This is a genomic window from uncultured Psychrosphaera sp., assembly GCF_947500655.1.
GTDB lineage: Bacteria > Pseudomonadota > Gammaproteobacteria > Enterobacterales > Alteromonadaceae > Psychrosphaera.
Genome location: NZ_CANMSK010000003.1, coordinates 92,059 through 116,744, shown reverse-complemented (window position 1 = coordinate 116,744; position 24,686 = coordinate 92,059). Strand labels below are relative to the sequence as shown.

Annotated in this window: 24 protein-coding genes; 14 read left to right on the top strand and 10 right to left on the bottom strand. The window is 36.6% G+C overall.

Annotated features, from left to right (window positions below):
- The first annotated feature begins 25 nt into the window (after positions 1-25).
- The gene (locus Q0940_RS03960) at positions 26-532 is read left to right on the top strand and encodes an ACT domain-containing protein (RefSeq protein ID WP_299264301.1); all 507 of its coding nucleotides are present in this window, start codon (positions 26-28) and stop codon (positions 530-532) included.
- An 83-nt stretch (positions 533-615) separates the two neighbouring features.
- On the opposite strand, the gene Q0940_RS03955 is transcribed toward Q0940_RS03960, so the two are convergent.
- The 5 genes from Q0940_RS03955 to Q0940_RS03935 all read right to left on the bottom strand — a co-directional run bounded on the left by Q0940_RS03955 (position 616) and on the right by Q0940_RS03935 (position 6,274).
- On the bottom strand, positions 616-1,584 hold the full coding sequence (locus Q0940_RS03955) for a phosphate ABC transporter substrate-binding protein PstS family protein (RefSeq protein WP_299264298.1): 969 nt from the start codon (positions 1,582-1,584) through the stop codon (positions 616-618).
- Between the two features lie 238 nt (positions 1,585-1,822).
- The gene (locus Q0940_RS03950) at positions 1,823-2,770 is read right to left on the bottom strand and encodes a Ppx/GppA family phosphatase (protein WP_299264295.1); all 948 of its coding nucleotides are present in this window, start codon (positions 2,768-2,770) and stop codon (positions 1,823-1,825) included.
- A 232-nt stretch (positions 2,771-3,002) separates the two neighbouring features.
- On the bottom strand, positions 3,003-4,304 hold the full coding sequence (gene phoR / locus Q0940_RS03945; RefSeq protein ID WP_299264292.1) for a phosphate regulon sensor histidine kinase PhoR: 1,302 nt from the start codon (positions 4,302-4,304) through the stop codon (positions 3,003-3,005).
- A gap of 11 nt (positions 4,305-4,315) precedes the next feature.
- Positions 4,316-4,999 carry a phosphate regulon transcriptional regulator PhoB gene (gene phoB / locus Q0940_RS03940; RefSeq protein ID WP_216053740.1) on the bottom strand — a complete coding sequence of 228 codons (684 nt, stop codon included), beginning with the start codon at positions 4,997-4,999 and terminating at the stop codon, positions 4,316-4,318.
- 369 nt (positions 5,000-5,368) lie between these two features.
- Entirely contained in the window at positions 5,369-6,274 is a 906-nt protein-coding gene (locus tag Q0940_RS03935) for a porin (RefSeq protein ID WP_299264273.1), read from the bottom strand.
- A gap of 413 nt (positions 6,275-6,687) precedes the next feature.
- On the opposite strand from Q0940_RS03935, the gene Q0940_RS03930 reads away from it, so the two are divergent.
- Entirely contained in the window at positions 6,688-7,608 is a 921-nt protein-coding gene (locus Q0940_RS03930) for a Dyp-type peroxidase (protein ID WP_299264270.1), read from the top strand.
- A gap of 73 nt (positions 7,609-7,681) precedes the next feature.
- Here the strand turns inward: Q0940_RS03930 and argR are convergent, their stop codons facing one another.
- Positions 7,682-8,146: a transcriptional regulator ArgR gene (argR, locus tag Q0940_RS03925; RefSeq protein ID WP_299264268.1), complete on the bottom strand. Its 465-nt coding sequence runs from the start codon at positions 8,144-8,146 to the stop codon at positions 7,682-7,684.
- A 146-nt stretch (positions 8,147-8,292) separates the two neighbouring features.
- On the opposite strand from argR, the gene mdh reads away from it, so the two are divergent.
- Positions 8,293-9,237 carry a malate dehydrogenase gene (gene mdh / locus Q0940_RS03920; RefSeq protein ID WP_299264267.1) on the top strand — a complete coding sequence of 315 codons (945 nt, stop codon included), beginning with the start codon at positions 8,293-8,295 and terminating at the stop codon, positions 9,235-9,237.
- Positions 9,238-9,507: 270 nt separating this feature from the next.
- Here mdh and ispB read toward each other — a convergent pair whose 3' ends face one another.
- Positions 9,508-10,479 carry an octaprenyl diphosphate synthase gene (gene ispB, locus Q0940_RS03915; protein WP_299264264.1) on the bottom strand — a complete coding sequence of 324 codons (972 nt, stop codon included), beginning with the start codon at positions 10,477-10,479 and terminating at the stop codon, positions 9,508-9,510.
- Between the two features lie 335 nt (positions 10,480-10,814).
- On the opposite strand from ispB, the gene rplU reads away from it, so the two are divergent.
- The 5 genes from rplU (at position 10,815) to Q0940_RS03890 (ending at position 13,725) form a co-directional block, all read left to right on the top strand.
- The gene (gene rplU / locus Q0940_RS03910) at positions 10,815-11,126 is read left to right on the top strand and encodes a 50S ribosomal protein L21 (RefSeq protein WP_299264261.1); all 312 of its coding nucleotides are present in this window, start codon (positions 10,815-10,817) and stop codon (positions 11,124-11,126) included.
- A 19-nt stretch (positions 11,127-11,145) separates the two neighbouring features.
- Positions 11,146-11,403, top strand: coding sequence for a 50S ribosomal protein L27 (gene rpmA, locus Q0940_RS03905; protein ID WP_299264258.1), 258 nt, complete (start codon positions 11,146-11,148; stop codon positions 11,401-11,403).
- Between the two features lie 224 nt (positions 11,404-11,627).
- On the top strand, positions 11,628-12,770 hold the full coding sequence (gene cgtA, locus Q0940_RS03900; protein WP_299264255.1) for an Obg family GTPase CgtA: 1,143 nt from the start codon (positions 11,628-11,630) through the stop codon (positions 12,768-12,770).
- 10 nt (positions 12,771-12,780) lie between these two features.
- A complete protein-coding gene (folA, locus tag Q0940_RS03895) occupies positions 12,781-13,275 on the top strand; it encodes a type 3 dihydrofolate reductase (RefSeq protein ID WP_299264252.1) in 495 nt (164 codons plus the stop codon).
- A gap of 78 nt (positions 13,276-13,353) precedes the next feature.
- Entirely contained in the window at positions 13,354-13,725 is a 372-nt protein-coding gene (locus Q0940_RS03890) for a DUF3718 domain-containing protein (RefSeq protein WP_299264249.1), read from the top strand.
- 90 nt (positions 13,726-13,815) lie between these two features.
- Here Q0940_RS03890 and Q0940_RS03885 read toward each other — a convergent pair whose 3' ends face one another.
- Positions 13,816-16,302: a GGDEF domain-containing response regulator gene (locus Q0940_RS03885; RefSeq protein ID WP_299264246.1), complete on the bottom strand. Its 2,487-nt coding sequence runs from the start codon at positions 16,300-16,302 to the stop codon at positions 13,816-13,818.
- A gap of 172 nt (positions 16,303-16,474) precedes the next feature.
- Here Q0940_RS03885 and queA point away from each other — a divergent pair, with 172 nt between their 5' ends.
- The 6 genes from queA (at position 16,475) to Q0940_RS03855 (ending at position 22,765) form a co-directional block, all read left to right on the top strand.
- Entirely contained in the window at positions 16,475-17,533 is a 1,059-nt protein-coding gene (gene queA / locus Q0940_RS03880; protein ID WP_299264244.1) for a tRNA preQ1(34) S-adenosylmethionine ribosyltransferase-isomerase QueA, read from the top strand.
- A 169-nt stretch (positions 17,534-17,702) separates the two neighbouring features.
- Positions 17,703-18,836, top strand: coding sequence for a tRNA guanosine(34) transglycosylase Tgt (gene tgt / locus Q0940_RS03875; RefSeq protein ID WP_299264240.1), 1,134 nt, complete (start codon positions 17,703-17,705; stop codon positions 18,834-18,836).
- A 103-nt stretch (positions 18,837-18,939) separates the two neighbouring features.
- On the top strand, positions 18,940-19,275 hold the full coding sequence (gene yajC / locus Q0940_RS03870; RefSeq protein WP_299264237.1) for a preprotein translocase subunit YajC: 336 nt from the start codon (positions 18,940-18,942) through the stop codon (positions 19,273-19,275).
- Between the two features lie 72 nt (positions 19,276-19,347).
- Positions 19,348-21,207: a protein translocase subunit SecD gene (gene secD / locus Q0940_RS03865; protein WP_299264234.1), complete on the top strand. Its 1,860-nt coding sequence runs from the start codon at positions 19,348-19,350 to the stop codon at positions 21,205-21,207.
- Between the two features lie 18 nt (positions 21,208-21,225).
- Entirely contained in the window at positions 21,226-22,185 is a 960-nt protein-coding gene (gene secF / locus Q0940_RS03860) for a protein translocase subunit SecF (protein ID WP_299264230.1), read from the top strand.
- Between the two features lie 94 nt (positions 22,186-22,279).
- Positions 22,280-22,765 (top strand): YajQ family cyclic di-GMP-binding protein, encoded by a 486-nt coding sequence (locus tag Q0940_RS03855; protein WP_299264227.1) that lies wholly within the window; start codon positions 22,280-22,282, stop codon positions 22,763-22,765.
- Positions 22,766-22,881: 116 nt separating this feature from the next.
- Here the strand turns inward: Q0940_RS03855 and Q0940_RS03850 are convergent, their stop codons facing one another.
- Complete coding sequence (locus Q0940_RS03850; protein WP_299264224.1) at positions 22,882-23,451, bottom strand: hypothetical protein; 570 nt, start codon at positions 23,449-23,451, stop codon at positions 22,882-22,884.
- A 9-nt stretch (positions 23,452-23,460) separates the two neighbouring features.
- Positions 23,461-24,558: a hypothetical protein gene (locus tag Q0940_RS03845; protein WP_299264221.1), complete on the bottom strand. Its 1,098-nt coding sequence runs from the start codon at positions 24,556-24,558 to the stop codon at positions 23,461-23,463.
- Between the last annotated feature and the right edge of the window lie 128 nt (positions 24,559-24,686).

Below are 24,686 nucleotides of genomic sequence, written 5' to 3'. Positions count from 1 at the left end.
AGAGGCGAGAAGGACTTAAGGTTTAATGAAACGACTTATTTTGACAGTAATTGGTAGGGATAAATTAGGATTAGTAGAGATTATTTCTAATGCTTTAGTTGAACATCATGCCAACTGGTTGGTAAGTAACTTATCCCACCTAAGCGGTTACTTTGCTGGCGTAGTAGAGATTGAAGTTGCAGCGGATAACATTCAAGCATTGACTTCAGCACTTACCAATATCAAGGAATTAAAAATTGATATTCATGATGCAACCGGAGAAGAGCTACCTGCAGGGCAAGAAATTGAATTTGTTATTACCGGTAATGATCGTAAAGGTATAGTGCAAGAGCTTTCAAGCATAATTACCCACAAAGGTGGCAGTATTATTCAATTTACCAGCCGTTGCCAAACAGCACCCAACTGGGGAGGAGGTTTGTTTCATGCTGTCGCAAAAGTATACTTACCAACAGGAATGAATGCGGATGTTATAGCTGATGCCTTAGAAAATTTAGCATCAGATATTATTGTTGATTTAGATGAAGCATGTTGAAATTATAATACGAATTAAAAACATAAAAAAACCGAGCGATGCTCGGTTTTTTTATGAATGGCTTATAGCCATATACGTTAGCCTTAGTTTAAGCCAAGTACTTTAAGCTGTTTAGCTACAACTTTTGCAGGTAATGGAATATATCCATCTTTTTCTACAATTTGTTGACCTTGTTGTGAAAGTACCATTTTTACAAACTCAGTTTCCATTGGAGAAAGCGGTTTGTTTGGATGCTTGTTAACATAAACATAAAGAAAACGAGATAAAGGGTATTTACCAGATACTGCATTTTCCATGTTAGCTTCAACGTAGTTAGTGCCTTTTTTCGCTAATGCGATAGCTCTAACACCAGACGTTTTGTAACCGATACCTGAGTAACCGATACCATTTAATGATGAAGATACAGATTGTACAACAGACGCTGAACCTGGTTGCTCGTTTACGTTGTTTTTGAAATCACCTTTACATAGTGCTTTCTTTTTAAAGTAACCGTATGTACCAGAAACTGAGTTACGCCCGTATAATTGAATGTCTTTAGCAGCCCACTGACCTGTTAAACCAGTGTCGCCCCAACGAGAGATATCTTGGTCGCTACCACATTTACGTGTAGCAGAAAAAATAGCGTCTACTTCTGAGATTTTTAATCCTTTAATTGGATTGTCTTTATGTACAAACACAGCAAGAGCATCAATAGCTACTGGAATTGCAGTTGGTTTATAACCAAAACGTTTTTCAAAAGATTCAATTTCTTTTGACTTCATTTTACGGCTCATAGGACCAAAGTTAGATGTCCCTTCCGTTAATGCCGGAGGAGCAGTAGAAGAACCAGCCGCTTGAATTTGAATATTTACATTTGGGTATAGACGTTTAAATTCTTCAGCCCAAAATGTCATCATATTAGCCAAAGTATCAGAACCAACCGTTGAAAGGTTACCTGAGATGCCACTTGTTTTTTCATAGTCGGCAATTTCTTTATCAACAGCCATTGATGATGTTGATACTAACGTAGTTAAGGTAAAACCTAACACGCTGAACAATGTTTTTAATTTCATATTTTACTCCTGCCAAGTTTAAATAATTGGCAATGGGTTAAAGGTTTCGTTATAAAAAAATACTTGTTTCTTAAAAAGCTGTGGCCATCATATTCGGGTTATATGTCAAAAATATTACAAAGTGAATTTAACTGAATAATTATTAAATATTAGAAAAAACTGAAGTGTCTTTGTTTGGAACAATGACTTTGAAAAGGCTAGAAAAAAACGGTAAATAGAAGGCTTGATTTAAAAGTGATTAATCTTGTTGTTCCATGAGTTCAAAGGCAACGCCTTGGCCAAGATCAGCTTGTGAAAACTCCATATGGCTAATTTTTAAGGTGCGGAACATAGCTATTAATATAGCTAAACCTGCTGGGAAAACACATTTTCTGTCTTCATTAATTACACCTAACTTAAGTAAGTTAGCAGATTTAAATGTGATGATTTGTGACATTAATGTTTCTAAATTGTGAAGGTTAACTTGATTGCCTATTTTCATCATTTGCATAACAGAAAAAATACTCTCAATTGAACCAGATGTGCCAAAACAAACATCCCAACTATGTGCTATATATTCGGCTGAAATAGGTTCTATTTGCTTACAGGCGGCATCAATTGCTTGGTTAAATGCATGCTGGCTAAGCTCACCGTGACTAAAAAATTGGTTGGTAAAGCTCACACAACCAATGTTAATACTATTGAGTAATTTAGCTTGTATACTTTGTCCGATAACAAATTCCGAAGAACCGCCACCAATATCAATAACTAATTGAACCTCACTAGCTTGTTCTCGACTTACCACGCCTTTGTAAATTAAACGTGCTTCTTCTTTACCTGAGATCACTTCAATCGGGTAAGGAAATACTTTTTGAGCTTGGTTAATAAACTCTTCTGTATTTTTTGCGCTACGTAATGCTTGTGTTGCAATAACTCTTACATGATCAATTGGATAACTATCGACCACAGAATTGATTTGCTTGAGTGCCTCTAAACCAGTAGCAATAGCTTCTGGGCTGAGTAATCCAGTGTTAATTAAGTCCTCAGCCAATCCAACTTTGTATTTGGCTTTATGTAAAATACTTAATTCATTTGGATTTAGGCTAACTATGATGAGATGGAAACTATTTGAACCTATATCTAAAACAGCAACGTTATTTTGTGTTGGTGGTGTTAGTTGGTTGTTTTGATAAGGTTTATTATTCAAATCGCAGTCCAGATATAAATCAGTAACAAAGTGAATGGTGAACGTCACTTTGTAGGATTTTCTTAACATAACGGCAATTTATATATTTGTCTATAAATGTACTTGTTTTAATGGCTGTTTAGTCACTTCTTAATCATTTGTAGACATTTAGATTCACTTATTACTTAGATTCAAGAAGTAATAGAGAGTGTTGTTTTAATTTAACACGTTCACTATTACACAAATTGATTAATCACTCTTTAACAATAAACTCAGCTGGGATAGTGAAAGAAAAAGTACTGCCAATATTAACCTGACTCGAGATCTCTAAGTCTGAGTTATGATTGGCTAGGATATGCTTAACAATAGATAAACCAAGACCAGAACCTCCCGAGTCGCGAGTCCTTGCTTGATTCACCCGATAAAATCTTTCCGTTAAACGTGATAAATGCTCAGCTGGTATACCATCACCAGTATCACGACAGACAAATTTAGCGCCGCCATTATCCAATGCTTTCCAACTAATATTGATACTTTCACCTGCTGGCGTATACCTTGCTGCGTTAAATATTAAATTAGAGAAGGCACTGCGTATTTGTTCTTCGCTGCTGCGAATAAATAAATTGGGCTCAATATCTAGATTTATAATATGTTTGTTTTCAGAAAGTGTTTTTGCTTCTTCTGCGATCATTTGTAGTAAACGAACCACGTTCACTTTACTTTGAGCTAATACAAATTGTTTGTTTTCTAATTTGGTTAGTGTTAACAATTGATTGACTAATCCGTCCATTCGAATGGTTTGTTCATTCATCATGGCATGGGCTTTTTTCCAAATAGCGGCTTCTGGCACGTCAGATTCAGTTAATAGTTCTAAATAGCCACGCATAACCGTTAATGGTGTTCTTAATTCGTGAGAGACATTAGCAATAAAGTCTTTACGCATTTGTTCAATTTGTTTTATTTGGGTGATATCTCGGGCAATTAATGTCCATTTATCTTTTTCAAATGGCGCAATACGACACTCTAATATAATGAGTTCATTTACTGGAGAAGGGAATTCAAATGGTTTTTCGTAGTTTTCTAATTCTAAATATTCAATAAACTCAGGCTGGCGTAAGAAGTTATCTATACGATTTCCCATATCTTCTGGCCATTTAAATCCTAGCATTTTTTGTGCTAAAGAATTACACCATACTAAGGTTCTATCATTGTTAAATACAATAGCAGCATCAGGTAATGATTCAGCACCTAAACGAAAACGTCTTACTAGTACTGTTAATTCATTACGCTTTTTTTTATGTTTACGTTGTTGCTGATAGATGCCGTCAAAAACGTCAGACCATATTCCTTTTGATGCCGGTGGGTAAGCTCCACGTTGTTTCCACAACCAATTTATGAGTAATAGAAGCTGATGGTAATTCCAACCTATTAAACAAATAAGTCCTAGACAAACCATTTCGACTGGAATGCCAAGTGAAATGCCTATTAAGAAAAAAGGTAGTAAAAATAATACTACCTTAGTTAATAAATTTCTGCCGTTTGGTAAATGACGCATTTGTTACTTCTTTATGTCGTTTTAGAGAAACGATACCCTGAGCCTCGTACCGTCTGGATCATGGTATTAACTTCACCAATTGCTTTTCTTAATCTTCTTATCTGAACATCAACCGTACGGTCTTCAACATAAACGTTGGTGCCCCATACATGGTCTAGTAGCTGTTCTCGGCTATAAACACGGTCTGGGTGAGTCATAAAAAAGTGAAGTAATCTAAATTCAGTAGGCCCTAGCTCCACCAATTTGTTGTGCACAGTAACACGATGAGATACCGGATCAAGGATTATACCGTCTGCTTCTACGGCTTCTTCAATCGCCGTAGGCGCTACTCGGCGTAATACCGCTTTAATTCTAGCCATTAATTCTTTTGGAGAAAACGGTTTAGTCATATAATCATCAGCGCCAACTTCTAAGCCTTTTATTTTGTCTTCTTCTTCGCCTTTGGCGGTTAACATAATAATAGGAATATGTTTAGTTAGATCACCTTGTTTTAATGACTTGGCAATTTGAATGCCGCTAACATCAGGTAGCATCCAATCAAGTAATATTAATACAGGTACAGGCTCAACTAAGTGACGTTGTGCTTCTTCAAAGCTACCAGCTTCTAAAGCTTGGTAACCATTTTGTTCTAGTATAAAGACTAGCATTTCCCTGATAGGAGCTTCGTCTTCTATAATTAAAATTTTATTCATCATTGTTAATCTTTATCTATAAGTTATACAAAATTCAATTGGAATGATGTTGAAATTATTCAGTGTGCTCAGTATGTCTAATAATTATGACATTTTTATGACAGCTAGGTTAGTTTATAACTTATATTTAATAAAACTTGAATGTTAGTGGCTGTATATATTTGATTTTCCAGTAATAACTGGCGGCTATTGGTTGCATGTAGCAAGACTGAGGGCTCTAAAATACGGGTTCTATTTACTGTTTGACTGAAATTTATAAGAACCTAGTTGGAGTAACTAATCGTCCATAGTTAAACTCAAAGGCATAAAAAAACCGCACAAGGCGGTTTTATTTTTAACTTATACTACAATTAGTAAGTGAGCTTTAATTATTTAGAATTTATGTTCTAGGCCTAAAGCGAGATAAGATTCGTCGTCACCAACGTCAGGAGTAAAAGTCGTATAAAAAGCAAAAGCTTTTGTACTTTTACCTAATTTACGGTCTAACCCAAGTGTAATTCCAGCGTCATCTTCTAATGTCTGGTATTGGCCCTTAACATTATATAAACCAATTTTATAGTCAGCACTTAACATTACACCAGATTTTTCAATACCGGTTTCAACTGCTTCTTGAGTTTGAAATATTAAACCCAATTTAACATCAGACAGTTTAGTCCCTAAAGTAATACGAGTAGAATCATAACCACCAACTTCACTGTCTAGTGCTACTGCAGCATAGAATTTGTCTTTTTTCAGTGCGCCATCACCATAGGTTGCAGAGAAAGAGGTTGATGCATCGTCGTTTTCTTCATCAAGGATATATGTTAAACCAAATTGGAAATTATTAAACTTAGGTGTTTTATATGTGACAGAGTCATCAGCGCGGTTTTCACCTTTCCAACCAATGTTTTTTATATCAGCTTCGTAATCAGAGAAAAGATCGAACTTGCCTTGTGACTGTTTTAAGACAGTATCATTACGCCCTAGTAGCACTTCACCAAAGTTACCTTTTAAACCAATGTATTGGTTACGTGACTTAAGATTTTCTTCTTTAGATTCATCAGTAACATCAACTTGAAATTCATATTTATAAACTAATGATAAGCCATCATCTAACTGAGTTATTCCTTTTAAGCCAAAGCGTGAAGAATTGCTTTTAAGCTCTGAAACCGCACCCTCACCACTATCTGAACTTTGCACTGAGACATTAAGTTTACCGTATACATCGGTATCAGCTAAAGCTGGAGTAATTGAAGCAGAGATAACAGCTGTTGCTAGTATTGTTTTAAGCATTTTCATTTGAGGCGCCTTCATAAGGAATTGGTTAATAATAGATGTACATAATAAAACGTTAGTCTTATTTAAGTTGACACTATTAAAAAACACAAATGTTACAGTAGTATTACATTGGTAATGTTTTTGTAATAAAAAATACTCACAACTGTAATGGTTGGAACATATTCATTTACTGTTAGGTTTGCACGGGTACAAACTTAGCTATGACTATTTTATTTATATAGTTTCAAGGGGAAATAAACATAAGCTTCACTTTTTAAATGGTTGTTTTAGTGAAAATTGAAATAAAAATGATATAAATAAAAGAAGTATTCGCATTGATAATGTAGAGTATTCAAAATAAATATCTATACTCTAAGCCGTTTGGCCAGTATGGCTATATCAAGATTATTATAAATGTAGTTTAGGAGTGATTTGTGGCGAGAGAACAATGGGGGGTTTGCGCAGAAGCGAATTTACATGGGCTTCATTTGTTTTTTAATGCACATGATGGTTATGAACCTGTAATACGTGAAGCATTAACTCAGTTACCTAAAATATTCGAAGAAATTAACGAACAATTTTCTGAAGCTATGTTCAGTGCCGTTATTGCCATAGGTGCTAGTTTTTGGGATGATCTCTATCCAGATAAAAAACCAGAAGGTTTGAAACCTTTCTCTGCTATTAAACATGATGATAGGTATATGCCTGGTGAGTCGATAGATTTATTTGTGCAATTAAGATCCGATAGACAAGATGTTAATTATATCGCATGCCAGCGTTTGGTTAGTTTGTTCGGTGAGATGATAGAGCTAATAGAACAAGTCCCTTGTTTTCGTTATTTAGATGGCCGAGACCTAACTGGATTTGTTGACGGTACGGAAAATCCGAAAGGACGCAACCGTAGAGATGTGGCTTTAGTTAAACATGGCACGTTTGCATCAGGAAGCTATTTACATGTCCAGCGTTACCGCCATAACTTGGCTCGCTGGGATAAAGTTCCTACTGAAGAGCAAGAACTGATCATTGGCCGAACCAAAATAGATGATATTGAAATGTCTAAAGAAGATATGCCAGACACTTCACATGTAAAACACGCTAGTCTTAAAGATGAAAATGGTAATAGTTTAGAATTAATGCGTCAAAGTATGCCTTACGGGAATGCATCAACTCAGGGATTACTGTTTATTTCGTATTGTGCACAACCAACTAATTTTGAACGTATATTGCATAATATGGTTTTTGGTAGTGGTGATGGTAATTACGATCATATGCTAGATTATACAACAGCAGAGACTGGTTCAGCGTTTTTTGCACCTTCCATCGATTTCCTTAAAAACCAAGGCAATGTTGGTTAGTATTTATCGTTTTAGTAAAACACAAACAAAAAAGGTTCCTTTTAAGGAACCTTTTTTGTACATTAATTTTTAATTAAACGCTTTCAAATAATTGTCTAATATTTTCAAGAGTATGCTCTATATCGCTTACTTTTAATGGGGCTATAAAAATAGTGTCATCACCAGCAATTGTACCTAACACACCTTCTGCTTTACCAACAGAGTCCAGTAATCGAGCTATGAGTTGTGCAGCCCCTGGACTGGTACGAATGATCACCATAGATTCATTGTGTTCTATATCTAACACTAGCTGTCTTAATGGGCTTTTAGCTGTAGGCATGCCCAATTCAGCAGGTAAACAATACACCATTTCTTGCTTGGCATTTCTAGTTCTAACCGCTCCAAATTTTGATAGTAAACGGGATACCTTAGATTGACTTACATTATCAAAACCTAACCCTTTTAATGCATCGACAATATCACCTTGAGAGCCGAATTTTTCTTCTTTTAATAGTGCTTTAAATGACTTTATTAATTCTTCTTGCTTCACTTGGCTCATGTATCCCCCTAAAAACTTGTGCGTAGTTTAAAGTAATTAACAAAAATATACTAATATAGACTAAATGCTAATTGAGTTTTTACTCAGATTTAAGTATGGTCTGTGCGTATAAATATCCTCTAAACAAAATGACTTCGGAGAAGAATATGAAAGTTGCAGTATTAGGCGCCGCAGGCGGTATCGGTCAAGCTCTATCTTTATTACTAAAAACGCAATTACCAGCAGGTACAGATCTAGCGTTATATGATGTTGCACCGGTTGTTCCAGGTGTTGCAGTTGATTTAAGCCACATACCAACAGCTGTAAAAGTTGAAGGCTTTGGTGCTGACGATCTAGATAAAGCATTAACAGGTGCTGACGTAGTATTAATTCCAGCTGGTGTTCCACGTAAACCTGGTATGGACCGTTCAGATTTATTTAACATAAATGCTGGTATCGTTAAAAACTTAGTAGATGCAATTGCTGATCATGCTCCAAAAGCTTGTATCGCTATCATCACTAATCCAGTTAATACAACTGTAGCGATTGCTGCAGAAGCATTAAAAGCGAAAGGTGTATATAACCCAGCTAAATTATTCGGTGTTACAACACTAGACGTTATCCGTGCTGAAACGTTTGTTGCTGAATTAAAAGGCTTAGACGTAGAAGAAATCGTTGTTCCAGTTATAGGTGGACACAGTGGTACTACAATTCTTCCATTACTTTCTCAAGTTGAAGGCGCTGACTTCACTCAAGAAGAAATTGAAAAATTAACTAACCGTATCCAAAATGCTGGTACTGAAGTTGTTGAAGCAAAAGCTGGTGGCGGATCTGCTACATTATCAATGGGACTTGCAGCAGCTCGTTTCTGCTTAAGCTTAGTTGACGCATTAAATGGCGAAGACGACGTTTATGAATACACATATGTTGAAGGCGACGGCGAAGATGCACGTTTCTTTGCTCAACCTGTATTAATTGGTAAAGACGGCGTAAAAGAAATTTTACATTACGGCGATATCAGTGAATATGAAACAAAATGTAAAGCTGACATGCTTGACGGCCTAAAAGCTGACATCAAATTAGGTGAAGACTTCGTTAATAGTCCAGCTTAATAAAGCTTTAAGGCTTTAAGGCTTTAAGGCTTTAAGGCTGTAAGGCTATAAGGCTATAAGGCTGTAAAAGAAAGGTGCATATTGAATGCACCTTTTTTTATGGAAATGGTTAGAAGAATGTCTTTAAAATCTTTGTAGGAAAGTTTGAGGGCTAGAATATTGGAAAGCTTGGATAATGGGATGTAATAAATAATACTAGCTTAGAAACTAGTTAAGTATTAAGTTTTTAAAGCCTTAAAGCCTTAAAGCTTACTTTATCGAAACTAGCGCTTAAGCCGTCCTATTCACAGAAATATTCGCTAAGCCAATTAGCGCTTGTTTGTAACTAGACTCTGGAATGATATCTAACATTTTAATTGCTTTGTCAGCTTCATCTTCGGCTTTTTGTCTTGTGTATTCTAGCGCACCGGTTTGTTTCATCGTTGATAAAATATCAGTTAAATGTTCCATACCATTACCATGCTCAATAGCATCGCTAATTTGTTGTTTTTGTTTTCCTTCACAATTCCACATTGCATATAGAAGAGGTAAGGTTGGTTTACCTTCAGCTAAGTCGTCACCAACGTTTTTACCCATATCTTCAGCTTCAGATGAATAATCCATAACATCATCAATTAATTGGAAGGCTGTACCTAAGTGCATGCCGTATAAACGCATAGCATCTTCTACCTCAGGTGAGCTTTCAGCAATGATAGCAGCAAGCTGTGTAGTCGCTTCAAACAGGCGAGCTGTTTTTCCGTAGATAACATCAAAGTAACTTTGTTCTGTGGTGTCAGGGTCGTTACAGTTCATTAACTGCAATACTTCGCCTTCAGATATAACGTTAGTTGCATCGGCTAAAATATTCATGATGCGCATGGAGTCTAATGTCACCATCATTTGAAATGAGCGGGTATATAAGAAGTCACCAACTAATACGCTGGCCTGATTGCCAAATACCGCGTTTGCAGTTTGTTTACCACGGCGCAAGGTTGATTCATCAACAACATCGTCATGTAACAAAGTAGCCGTATGAATAAATTCAATAATAGCTGCGAGTGTATGTTGATTATCACCTTGGTAGTTTAGTGCTTTGGCAGCTAATACTGTTAACATAGGACGAATACGTTTTCCGCCACTATTAACAATATACATACCGAGTTGGTTGATTAACGCAACATCAGAGTTTAACTGCTTGCCAATACATTGATTAACCAATTGCATGTCTTGCTCTGCTAATTCAGAAATTTGTTTGATGTTCATTTACTGCCGACTAATTTATACTGGACTATTAAATTGTCGGTTATCTTACCTGAGTATGCCAACTTTCTAAATAACTTAACTTAACTTCTTCGCATTTTTACTAATTTGTTTAATGAACCCATTTATTATCAAATTAGCAAATTAGGCTTGTTAAAATAGATTTACCCTCAAATATTTCGCTACTTTGGCTTAAATATCGATGAATATGCCAATTATTACCGATTTATTTAAAATTAAGTCAATTTATGCTTGCGTCTATATTTCAACTCCATTAGAATTCGCGCCCTGTTTTAAAGAATTAATTTGTGCGAGAAACGCACAGGAGACGGAGTAATATGTACGCGGTATTCCAAAGTGGTGGTAAACAACACCGTGTTGCTGAAGGCCAAACTATTCGTCTTGAGAAACTTGAGGTAGAAACTGGTTCTATCATTGAGTTTGATCAGGTGTTATTAGTAGCTAATGGCGACGACGTTAAGGTTGGCGCTCCATTAGTAGCTGGCGGAAAAGTTTCAGCTGAAGTTGTCTCTCACGGTCGTGGTGAGAAAGTAAAAATTGTTAAATTTAAGCGTCGTAAACATTCACGTAAACAAGCTGGCCATCGCCAGTGGTTTACAGAAGTGAAAGTTACCGGCATTAACGCTTAATTAATAGAGGAACTATAAAATGGCACATAAAAAGGCTGGTGGTAGTACTCGTAACGGTCGTGATTCAGAAAGCAAACGTTTAGGTGTTAAACGTTTTGGTGGAGAATCAGTTTTATCTGGCAGTATCATCGTTCGTCAACGTGGAACTAAATTCCACGCAGGCACAAACGTTGGCATGGGCCGCGATCATACATTGTTTGCTACTGTAGAAGGTAAAGTTAAGTTCGACGTTAAAGGTCCTCTTAACCGTAAATACGTAAGTATTGTTGCTGAATAATTTCAGTTAACCTTTGCAAAATTTGAAACCCCGCTGCTGCGGGGTTTTTTGTTTTTGCGCTTGTAACATAAGCATTAATATAGAACAAAGTATCTTGAAGAGTTGGCAGATATTGCGTTCGAACATATAGTTGTAGTTATTCAATTTGGTATTCTAGTAAAATACATCTTTGAGTAATAACTTGAATAATTACAATCCTTCTTAAGATAAGAGTTGTTGGTAAAATGAAATTTGTAGATGAAGTAGAAGTTAAAGTAGAAGCCGGTGATGGTGGCAATGGCGCCATATCATTTCGTCGCGAAAAATATGTGCCAATGGGCGGTCCTGATGGCGGCGATGGCGGAGATGGTGGTGATGTATTTCTTGAAGCCGATGAAGGTCTAAATACATTAGTTGACTATCGCTTTGAACGATTTCATAAAGCACAACGCGGCCAAAATGGCATGGGTCGTAAATGTACGGGGCAGCGTGGAGAAGATTGTGTTATGCCTGTTCCAATTGGAACGCGCGCAAGAGATTTAGATACTAATGAAGTTATTGGTGATTTGACTAAACACGGCCAACGTTTGTTGGTTGCTAAAGGTGGATTCCACGGTTTAGGTAATACACGATTTAAAAGTAGTGTAAACCGAGCACCAAGACAGAAAACAAACGGTTCTGATGGCGAAGTTCGTGATCTTCAATTAGAGCTATTATTATTAGCAGATATTGGCATGTTAGGTCTTCCTAATGCTGGTAAATCTACATTTATCAGAAATGTATCTGCAGCTAAACCTAAAGTAGCTGATTATCCATTTACCACTTTAGTGCCAAACCTTGGTGTGGTTCGAGCTGGTAATTCGTTTGTTATTGCTGATATACCTGGATTGATTGAAGGTGCTTCAGAAGGTGCTGGTTTAGGAATACGCTTTTTGCGCCACCTTGAGCGTTGTCGTGTATTACTGCATTTAGTTGATATTTTGCCGATGGATCAGTCTGATCCAGTTGAAAACGCTAAAATCATCGTAAATGAACTAAAAAAATACAGTGAAAAATTAGCTGAAAAACCTCGTTGGTTAGTATTTAACAAAATTGACTTAATGTCTGATGAAGAAGCTGACGCATTATGCAAAAAAATTGCAGCTGAACTTGAATGGGAAGGTCCTATTTATCAAATATCGGCGGTTAATGGTATTAATACCAAAGCCTTATGTAACGATATTTCAGACGCATTAGAATTAATGCCAAGAGAAATAGTTACCGATGCAGAAGATAAGCTTATGTTCCAATGGGATACGCCTCAACCAGAAGCATTAGACGATGAGCAAGACGATGATGTTTGGGATGATGAAGACGATCATCCAAATGTTGTCTATACTAATGAATAGCGTTTAAAAAATGACAAAAATTTCTTTAATAGCTGCTATGGCGAAAGATCGTGTTATTGGCAAAGATAATGACATGCCTTGGCACCTTCCAGCAGATTTGCAACATTTTAAAAAGGTTACGCTAGGTAAACCTGTAATTATGGGACGTCGAACTTTCGAATCTATCGGTCGTCCTTTACCTGGACGTAAAAATATAGTGATCACTCGTAATTTAGATTGGTCACATGATGGAGTTGAGGTTGTATCTTCGCCTGAATCAGCACTGGATTTAGTATCCGATGTGGGTGAAGTTATGATCATTGGTGGAGGTAATATTTATCAGCAGTTTTTACCTCAAGCAGATACCTTATATTTAACTTTTATAGACTTACAGGTTGATGGTGATACTCACTTCCCTGATTGGCTTGAAGTGGCAGATTGGCAGCAAGTTTCACATGAACAACACCAGCCTGATGAAAAAAATTCTCTTGCATATGAGTTTGTTACACTAAATAAAAATAGTTAGGGAACTTTTACGATAAAGTTTAATAAGATATTTTTTTATGTTATTTTTAAATTGAAATAACTAATAAAGGTGTATTTTATGAAGTTTTTTGCAAGTATTTTAACGAGTATTTTGGTGATGATAACACTAAGTTATTCACCAGTAGTTAAGTCTGCGGATGTTGGAGCTTTGTTAGCGGGGATTTGTGAGAATGTCGCAGCTGATGATAAAAGTCGATTCCGTAAAAAATTAAAAGAAGCCGGAGTTAAACTTCGCAATATCTACAGTGGTATTTCCTGTGGTGGTGAGCCCTTGGTTCGTTATGCGATTAAAAACGGAGCAATAAGTACAGGGGAATTTATCGTAAAACGATTACCTGCATCACATTTTGCAAGTTCAGGTGATGCAGAATGGGCTACCGGTAATGGTTTTACTGATTCTCCAATTGTTAAAGCAATAGCTGAGCGCTAATCGTTGTTATTTTTATCCATAATAAAAAAACCGCATTTAAGCGGTTTTTTATTATCTTTAATTTGATACTTAGTTCTATATGTTAGAAGGTCAAGGTGTGAATTTAAAATCTTTTATTTGATCCACTCTTAATGGCCTACTAATGTAATACCCTTGAGCGAATTCAGCGCCTGATTTTCGTAATTCATCAAATGTTATTTTATCCTCTACAAACTCAGCAACACAAACTTTGCCAAGAGTATTTGCTACGTTAATAATAGCTGATACTAAAGACCTATCTACTGAATTTGTTGCCATGTCTTTAACAAAACTACCGTCAATTTTTACGGACTCAGCGGGCAGTTCTCTCAAATAGGCAAATGTGCTGAACCCAGTCCCAAAGTCATCAATTGAAAATTGACAACCAAGTTGCTGTAACTGCTGGATCATTCTTCTGGTGGCACTAACATTAGTTAAACTAGCTGATTCCGTTAACTCGAAAATTATTTTTGCACCGTTAACATTGTGATTTTTTAATTCTTTGTGAATTAAAGGCAATAAACCTTCATCAGAAAATGCTTGAGCTGATAAATTAATTGCAATTTTATGCAATTCAGGATGTTGACTGACGAGTTTTATCGCTTTATGAACCACCTGATGATCTAATAAATTAATATCTTCAGTGCGCTCTAAAGCAGAAATAAAGTCATTTGGGTATATTAATTCGCCATTAATATTTAATCGGACGAGCGCTTCATAATATGCGACTTCATCATTTGTTAAGTCCCAAATAGGTTGAAAGTGCAATATGATACCATCATTGAGCACAGCTTCTTGTAAGCGATGTGCCCATTGCATATTATCATGTTGTTGTTTGGTATCAGTATCTGTTTCTGAGTAGCCGTGCGTCCGATTACGACCTTTATTTTTAGCTACATATAATGCAATATCAGCTCTTCGTAAGTATTCTGCAGCTGAGGCGTTACCATCAATTTCTGCTGCTCCAATACTGGCACTGATCTTATAACTGTTATTACCAAATTGAAAATGAGCTTCTGCAATTTGATTACAAATACTCTTACCTATTGTCATTGCTTGTTGTAATTCTATTTCAGCCAATAAGATAACAAACTCATCACCACCGACACGGCATAATATATCAGACTGTCGTATACGTTTTTCTAATAACAAAGCCACTTCTTTTAGCACTAAATCACCCATTTGATGGCCTTCGGTATCGTTAATGATCTTAAAGTGATCTAAGTCGATATATAACAGGCAATGGGTTGTTTTTCCTCGGGATGCGAGCATAGTTAAGCGGTTTAATTCATTATCAAAAAAGTATCGGTTATTAAGGCCTGTTAATGTGTCATGTAAGGCTAAATGTTGTAATTTTTCTTCGGCTATTTTTCTATCATCAATATTATCAATAGTTGCAGCAAGGCCTCTGGCTTGTTTATTTTTAATTAGTTGATGAAATTTAATTTCTACCCAAACACTTTTTCCTTGAGCATTTAATACTCTAACTTCTTCTGTTGAAGATGATGTCGCTTGCATTAATAAGTTGTTTAATTGATTAGAAAACTTAGTTACGCCTAATTCATCGGTGTCGATAAAATCCATAATATTACGGCCAAGTGATTGAGAAATACTAAATCCTGTTAGAGTTTTCCAAGCATTGTTTAAAAAACGAATATGACCAGTTTCATCGAGTTCCATAACTACAGAACTTAAGTTTTCAAGTAGCTGAGTATGTTCATTAGATAATGCCTTAAACTTTTTCTCACTTTTTTCTAATTGATTTACTTTACCAGTGAATTGTTTGTTACTGATCATAAAATCATTTCGACGAGCAGCACGCTCACATATATTAATAACTCTCGAGGAATTAAAAGGTATATAAATAAAATCACTGGCGCCATTTAATACAAAGTGCTCAGCACAAGCATAATTATTTTTAGAGACTAAAATAACAATAGGTAAACTCGGCATTTCAAAACGTATTGTTTGCATTAGTGGCATTGCAGCTTCGTGCTCTAATTCACTATCGATAATGATAAAGTCAAATTCCTTTTGTCTAATAAGTGCTAACCCGTCTTTGCCAGAATATGCAGACTCAATATAAAACTTTTCTTGTAACAAAGCCTCAAAATCAGTTGTGTTTTCAGGTGTTGAAATAATAGTTAAGCCATTAAGTCTGTCCCTAAGAGGTAAAGAGGTAGAAAAAGCGTCAGCTAAAATTTCATTAACTCTAGCTGAGTCAGACTTAGCTAATACCGAGTTGATACCAAAAGATTTTGCTGTGGCTTCTGCAATACGTTCACTGTGTGTATCAGCTAATAATACGATCGGGGTTTTTTTGTCACATTTATATATATCTGAGCGGATCAAACTTGATAAACACCAAGCGTCCACGTCGCCAATATTTATGTCTGAGATAATGAACTGATAAGGGTTTTGTCTTAACTTATCGATTGCGTCCTTACTATCAAATGCTACGTCAACGTCAAACAGTTGAAGTTTATTAATGTAATTCTTCAACTTTGTCCTAGTTCCTGCATCAGCAGAAATTAACAACAAGGGTAGTTGACTATTCATATTGAGTAAAATCGCTTATATGGTTTTTTTGGTTAAAACGTGTCCTACTTTATAAAGAATATGAGGAATAAACAAGGCTCTAAATCTTAAACGCTGATACAATATCAATTTATATTTCATCAATTTTCCATGCCAGTTCAATTATGGCAACTTATTCTTGTAGAGGTTTGTAGTGCAGGTAGCCGATTTTCATTTTGATTTACCAGAAAAATTAATAGCTAAAGCGCCCAAAAAACAACGTAGTAGTAGCAAACTAATGGCGTTAAATGGTCAAACTGGTGATATACAAGATTGCCAATTTGAACAAATAGTTGAATTGGTAAACGAAGGGGACTTATTAATATTTAATAATACTCGCGTTATTCCAGCTCGCTTGTTCGGTCAAAAAGAAAGTGGCGGTAAAGTTGAAATATTAGTAGAACGTTTAGTGGATGAAAATACGGTTCTTGCGCATGTTCGTGCTAACAAAGCGCCTAAGCCTGGTAATATTTTAATTTTAGAAGGTGCCGTAAAAGCCGAGATGATAAAACGTCATGACGATTTATTTGAATTGAAATTTTTATCGGACGAAAGCGCGTTAACGGCGTTAGAAAAATATGGTCACATGCCATTACCTCCATATATCGACCGTCCTGATACTGAAGATGATAGAGAGCGTTACCAAACGGTTTATAACGAAAAGCCAGGCGCGGTTGCAGCACCAACTGCAGGTTTGCATTTTACAGAAGAGCTTATTGAAAAGTTAAAACAAAAAGGTGTTAACACCGAATTTGTTACTTTGCATGTAGGGGCGGGGACTTTCCAGTCTATTCGTGTTGAAGATGTAAAGGAGCATGTTATGCATTCTGAATATGCAGAAGTACCATTAAATGTGGTTGAAGCGATTCAGAAAACTAAAGCTAATGGCAAGCGAGTAATAGCGGTAGGCACAACATCAGTGCGCTCCATTGAGTCCGCGGCTTGGAAATGTAATATGCCAAGTAAACAGTTTGATAAGCTAACTACGTTTACTGGTGAAACCGATATTTTCATTTACCCAGGTTATGAATTTAAAGTGGTTGATGCCATGGTAACTAATTTCCATTTACCAGAATCAACGTTAATTATGTTGGTTTCGGCTTTTGCAGGTAAAGAAAATATCCTTAAAGGTTATAACCAAGCAATTGCTAATGAATATCGTTTTTTCAGTTATGGTGATGCAATGTTTTTAACCAATCAAGCGGCTGATTAGCGTTTTGTGTTGTTGACGTTCATGGCTGTAATTATGCTGTTAGTTAGATCATAGCTAATTTGATCTAAAGGGTTACTCTTTAAGCCCTCTGGTATATAATAGACGCCATTTTATTACCTATCGCTGGATGTTAGTTACTCTCGTTCAGCCCTTAGTTTTGAGACTTATAATGAAGTTCGAATTATTAAATACCGACGGTAAAGCCCGTCGAGGTAGAATTACCTTTGACCGAGGTGTTATTGAAACACCTGCATTTATGCCTGTAGGTACTTACGGCACAGTGAAAGGCATGACTCCGGATGAAGTAAAAGAAACCGGTGCTCACATTTGTTTGGGTAATACCTTCCACTTGATGTTGCGTCCAGGTACAGAAATTATCCGTAAGCATGGTGATTTACATGACTTTATGGGGTGGGATAAACCTATTCTTACCGACTCCGGCGGTTTCCAAGTATTCAGCTTAGGCGATTTAAGAAAAATTTCTGAAGCGGGTGTTGAGTTCCGTTCACCAATTAATGGTGAAAAAATCATGTTAACACCAGAACGTTCAATTGAAGTTCAGCGTGAACTAGGCTCAGATATCGTTATGATTTTTGACGAATGTACGCCTTATCCTGCAACATTTGAAGAAGCTAAAACCTCAATGGAATTATCACTTCGTTGGGCTGAGCGTTGTAAAAAAGAACATGGCGACAGCGAGTCGGCTTTATTTGGTATTGTTCAAGGTGGCATGTACCCAGATTTAAGAGAATCATCTCTTGAAGGTTTGGAAAGTATCGGCTTTGACGGTTATGCAATTGGCGGTTTGTCAGTTGGAGAGCCAAAAGAAGACATGATGAATATTCTGGACACTACCGCGTATAAATTACCTGAAAATAAACCTCGTTATTTAATGGGTGTTGGTAAGCCAGAAGATTTGGTTGAATCCGTCCGTCGTGGTATCGATATGTTTGACTGTGTTATGCCAACACGTAATGCTCGTAACGGTCATTTGTTTGTTACCAATGGCGTAGTTAAAATCCGTAATGCTCGTCATAAAGACGACCCATCCACGTTAGATGCTGAATGTGATTGTTATACATGTAAAAACTATTCTCGTGCTTATTTGCATCATTTAGACAAGTGTAACGAAATCTTAGGTGCTCGACTTAACACAATACATAACTTACGTTTTTACCAACGAGTTATGGAAGGTTTAAGAGGGGCAATAGAAACCAATACATTAGAAGAATTTGTTGCTGACTTTTATGCAAAACGTGAGTTGCCAGTACCAAGTTTATCTGACGAAGGTCTAACTAATTAATACAAAAAAGTAATTATTCTAAGGGAAATCAGTTGTTTCTATACCTGTTTGCCCTTATATAGAATTCCATATAAAAATTAAAATAAAATACTAAGGAAACATAATGAGCTTATTTATTTCAAACGCATACGCAGAAGGCGGCGCTCCAGCTTCAGCAGCAGGTCCAGACATGTTGATCATGTTAGCAATTTTCGGTCTTATCTTTTACTTCATGATTTACCGTCCACAAGCTAAGCGTGTTAAAGAGCAAAAGAACTTAATTTCTGCACTAGCTAAAGGCGATGAAGTGCTTACCGCTGGTGGCATTCTAGGTAAGTTAACAAAAGTGTCTGACGATAAAGATTTTGTTAAACTTGAGTTAGCCGACGGTGTAGAGATTTCGATTCAAAAAGCCTCAGTAAGTTCTGTACTTCCAAAAGGCACCATCAAGTCAATATAAGTGTCTAAGAAGGCCAGCCAATGGGCTGGCCTTTTTGTTTTTTTAATTACATAAATTCAAAAGGGTTAACACGTGTTAAACAAGTATCCACTTTGGAAATACATAATGATAGTGATGGTATTGGCTATAGGCGCCTTATACTCAGCTCCAAATTTATATGGTGAAGATCCCGCTATTCAAGTTTCAGGACTTCGTGGTGCGGAAGTTAACACCTTAATACTCGACAGCGTAGTGGCTAAGTTAGATAGAGCCCAAATCAGTTTTAAAAAAACTGAATTAACCACAGACCGCATTCTTATTCGTTTAAATAATTCAGACGATCAGCTAAAAGCAAAAGAAGCGATTGGCGATAGTTTAGGCGAGAAATACGTTGTGGCATTAAACTTAGCACCTGCGACACCAGCTTGGTTGGACGCGATTGGTGCTACGCCGTTAAAACTAGGTTTAGATTTACGTGGCGGTGTGCATTTCTTAATGGAAGTGGACATGGATGAAGCTTTAAATAAGTCATTCACTCAAATGGAACAAGACTTTAAAGCTGACTTACGCGGCGAAAAAATTCGTTACCGTACAATTAAACGTGACTTGGCTAAAGAAGCAATCCGTGTTGAATTACGCAGCGAAGAAGATATTGAGACAGCTCAAGACTTTTTAGAAAAACGCTACCAAGGTTACAGTGTTTTCGAAGATAGCAGCACAAACGAATTTGATCTGTTAGTTAAAATGACGCCAGAGAAAATAAGCGAAATTCGTAGTTATGCTGTAGAGCAAAATATTACGATTATTCGTAACCGTGTAAATGAATTAGGTGTTGCTGAGCCTTTAGTACAACGTCAGGGCCAAGACCGTATTGTCGTACAACTTCCGGGTGTACAAGACACCGCTCGCGCTAAAGAGATTTTAGGTGCAACGGCAACGTTAGACTTTAGACTTGTTGATAAAAATGGAGACCTAAGTGCAGCATTAAATGGTCGAGTACCTCCACGCTCTAAATTATACAAAGACTCAAAAGTAGGTCCTGTTTTATTAGAGAAAAAAGTAGCGCTTACTGGTGATCATATTATTGATGCAAGTAGCTCTTTTGATGAATACGGCATGCCACAAGTTAATATTTCTTTAGACTCAAAAGGTGGCAGTAAGATGTCAGCGTTTACTAAAGATAATGTTGGCAACCAAATGGCCGTTGTTTTTATTGAATACAAAAAAACAGACAAACAAGACGCTAACGGTAAATTCAAGCTTAAAAAAGTTGAAGATGTTATTAGTGTTGCCACAATCCAAGGTCGTTTAGGTCGTGACTTCCGTATTACTGGTTCTGGCTCACAAGCGGAAGCGCATAACCTTGCATTATTATTACGTGCAGGTGCGTTAATTGCGCCAATTCAAATTGTTGAAGAACGCACAGTTGGTCCAAGCTTAGGTCAAGAAAATATTGATGCAGGTATGAACGCAGTATTACTCGGATTTGGTCTAGTACTTATCTTCATGCTGGTTTATTACAAGAAATTTGGTCTAGTTGCTAACGTAGCTTTGGCTGCAAATTTAGTGATGATCATTGGTGTCATGTCTATGATCCCTGGTGCGACATTAACTTTACCAGGTATTGCAGGTATCGTATTAACGGTAGGTATGGCGGTTGATGCCAATGTACTGATATTTGAGCGAATTAGAGAAGAGCTGAAAGATAATCGTAGTCCGCAACAAGCGATACATCATGGTTATGACAGTGCATTTTCAACAATTGCTGATGCCAACATTACAACGTTTATCGCAGCGGTTATCCTATTTGCTGTTGGTACAGGTCCAATTAAAGGATTTGCTATCACGTTGGCGATTGGTATTGCTACGTCAATGTTTACGGCAATTGTAGGTACTCGTGCAATTGTTAATGCCACTTGGGGTGGTAAACGTATTGAAAAACTTTCAATTTAATTAGGCGGAATAATTACAATGCAATTATTAAATCTTCAAGACACAATTAAATTTATGTCTATACGCCGTTTTACTTTGGCGTTTTCACTGCTCCTTATTATTGGTTCTTTAGCGTCATTTGCGACAAAAGGGATCAATTGGGGATTAGACTTTACTGGCGGTAGTTTGATTGAAGTTTCTTTTGATCAAAGTGCAGACCTGCAAAAAATTCGTGCTGTTATGGACGAACAAGGTTTTAGAGACGCAACGGTACAAAACTTTGGTTCAAGCAAAGATGTATTAATACGTATGGCGCCAATGGAAAATGCAGACAAAACAACTGCCGACTCTAAAATGGTTGGCAATCGTATTATGGAATCATTAACGGCAATGGATGAGACTGCGACAATGCGCAGAATCGAATTTGTTGGACCAAGTGTTGGTGGCGAGCTTAGAGAACAGGGCGGTTTAGCTATGCTAACGGCGCTTATTTGTATCCTAATCTATGTTGCTATGCGTTTTGAATGGCGTTTTGCTGTAGGCTCTGTATCGGCCCTTATGCATGACGTTATTATAACGGTTGGCTTGTTTAGTGTGTTAGGAATAGAGTTCGACTTAACGGTATTAGCTGCGATATTAGCGGTAATTGGTTATTCACTTAACGATACAATTGTTGTATCTGACCGTATTCGTGAAAACTTCTTAAAAATGCGTCAAGGTGATGCAGAAGAGATCATTGATACCTCATTAACTCAAACACTTAACCGAACTATGGTTACGTCAATAACAACGGCATTAGTATTAGTTGCCTTGTTATTAGTGGGTGGTGAATTAATTAAAGGCTTCGCGACTGCATTATTATTTGGTGTCGTTATCGGTACTTATTCTTCAATCTATGTAGCAAGTTCAATTGCACTTGGTTTAGGTATAAGTAAAGAGGACTTAATGCCAACGGTTGTTGAGAAAGAAGGCGCGGATCAAGATCCAATGATGCCTTAATTGTTAGACGCATATAAAAGTAACTTGTTATAAATAAAGCCTTTCTTATTATCCACAATTAGGATTTGAAAGGCTTTTTGTTAGGAGAAAACCCATGCCATCGTTTGATATTGTTTCAGAAATAGATATGAATGAAGTACGCCATGCTGCGGATAACACTAAGCGTGAACTAGCCACTCGATTTGATTTTCGTGGTGTGGACGCAAGTGTTGAATTTAAAGATGAAAAAGTGAAATTAGTTGCGGAAGGCGAGTATCAAATTAGTCAACTAACGGATATTTTGCGCTCACAATGTACTAAACGCGGTTTAGATGCCAAAGCAATGAATACCTCTGCCAAAATTGATATCACTGGAAAAACCCACACGTTTTGGGTCGACTTTAAGCAAGGCCTTGAACAGGACTTAGCTAAGAAAATTGTTAAGATGCTTAAAGAAGGTAAGTATAAAGTCCAAGCTTCTATTCAAGGTGATAAAGTACGTATTACTGGTAAAAAGCGTGATGACTTACAACAAGTGATGCAAGTGTTAAGACAAGCAGACCTTGAGCAAGCTTTACAGTTCAATAATTTTAGAGACTAGCTATTTAATGCTTTCTTTAAGAACCTGATTTTTATGCTCGTTAAGAACTTAAATGATAGGCAATAAAAAACCCAAACATGTGTTTGGGTTTTTTGTATTAGCAATAAGTATTTATACTATTTAGCTAATGCCGCGTCTAACTCTTCTTGAGCTTTGTATGCTTTAAACTCTTGGTATAAAACACGCTCTTGGTCTGGAGTTACAGGGCGTTCACTTTGTTTTAAAATGTTTTCAAATAACTCTTTAGTAGCAGATGAACCCAGTGTTGTTAAAACACAAAGTTGATTCTTGCCATCAAAGTTTGCATAAGATGTTTTAGAAACTCGTGCACCTGTTAATGATTGCTCAGTAAGCTGTTTAGATACAGATGAGAATGTTGAACCAACTTGTGCTTTTCCGTCAACATCAATACGCTCTTGATACGTTTTATCTAGTACTTGAACCTTTGTACCAATTTGTTGAGCTAAATCAACACGAGATAAAGCAGTTGCTTGAGCTCTATCAGTCGTCATGCTGCCAGATGCTGATACACAAGCTGCTGCTGCAATACCGTCTTCAACAGTAGGGCTTAATACCCACTCTGGAATATTAGCGTTAAGCTCATCCGGAGTTTCTGGAGTTGTTCCACACGCAGCTAGAGCTGCAGTAATAGCGATGACTGTTGATAATTTTGTAAGCTTATTCATAATAAATCCTTATTTTTCCAATAACCAAATATATATCTCAGGTTGTAGTTTGTCATTAATTTTCATCTTCATATCTGCAATATATGCAGAAACTATAGATTCAGTATATTGATGAGATTTTCTCATCAGCGAATAATAACCTTGTTCATTTATAACTAATTTAACATTATTTTTCACATTTATATTTTTTGCTTTAGCCATTTCGAATAAAGCACGTCGAACAGCAATTTGCATCAAGTCACTTAAACGGCCCGTTGAGGTTTGCCCTTTGGCATGACCAACAACGCCAAGTGTATTACCTAGCAAAGGTTGAGCCATCCAATTATGAGCAGAGCCAATATTTTTATTATTTAAGCTAACCTGAGATAACAAGGTACCTTTGAGGTTACACATTTCCCCAATTGTAACTTTAGGTTGATGCTTAACTAAGCTGGTTATTGAGTAGCGTTGTTGAATATTTGACACATTTACTTGTTTTGAATTTAAATGCAATGTGTCAATGTAGCCCTTTACGTGAGTATTATTAATCGTTTGAGCTATATCTTGAGCATTTTTTATGATGCTTTTAATTTGAGTGTTTGGCATTGCGGTGCGTTCAGACATGCTAATAATAGCAATATTGTCACTTGTGTTTTCACATAACCACAAAGGTGAACATTGTTTAATATCGCAAGACTTAATTTCACAGCGTTGGCTGATAAAGTCAGAGCTTGGTATATCAGAGACTAAACTATAAATACGATTATTTTCTTCGTACTGATCTAGAAAATAAATAGTATGTTGCTGTGTTGAGTATTGTTCTAGTGGTGCTAGGTTTTCTATTACTTCAACAGGCTTTAAGCCTTCAGATAACAACCAGTTATTTAACGCATTGGCTTTAGCAAAATGCAGAGCTGGCATATTAGACGCACTTATTTTACTAGATACACCATAAATGTTTTTGTTATTGGCATTTAGATTTGTTAACCAACAAGGTGTACTAGCAAACGCTGGAAATTGCGGAACAACAATCAAAGCCATAAAACTAATTACAGTTAATATTTTTTTAGTGCTGCGTTTTATAGACACCGCATTAGCAAAAAACTGAGTGATTAAACGACAATCCATGAATCTAATCTTTCCAATTATTGGGGCAAGCCAAACTGCTTTCACCCGATAGTATAAGCATAAAGCTAAGCCTACAAGTAAACAGCAAGTATTAATTGTAAAAATGTGTAATCAAAGTGGTGATTAAT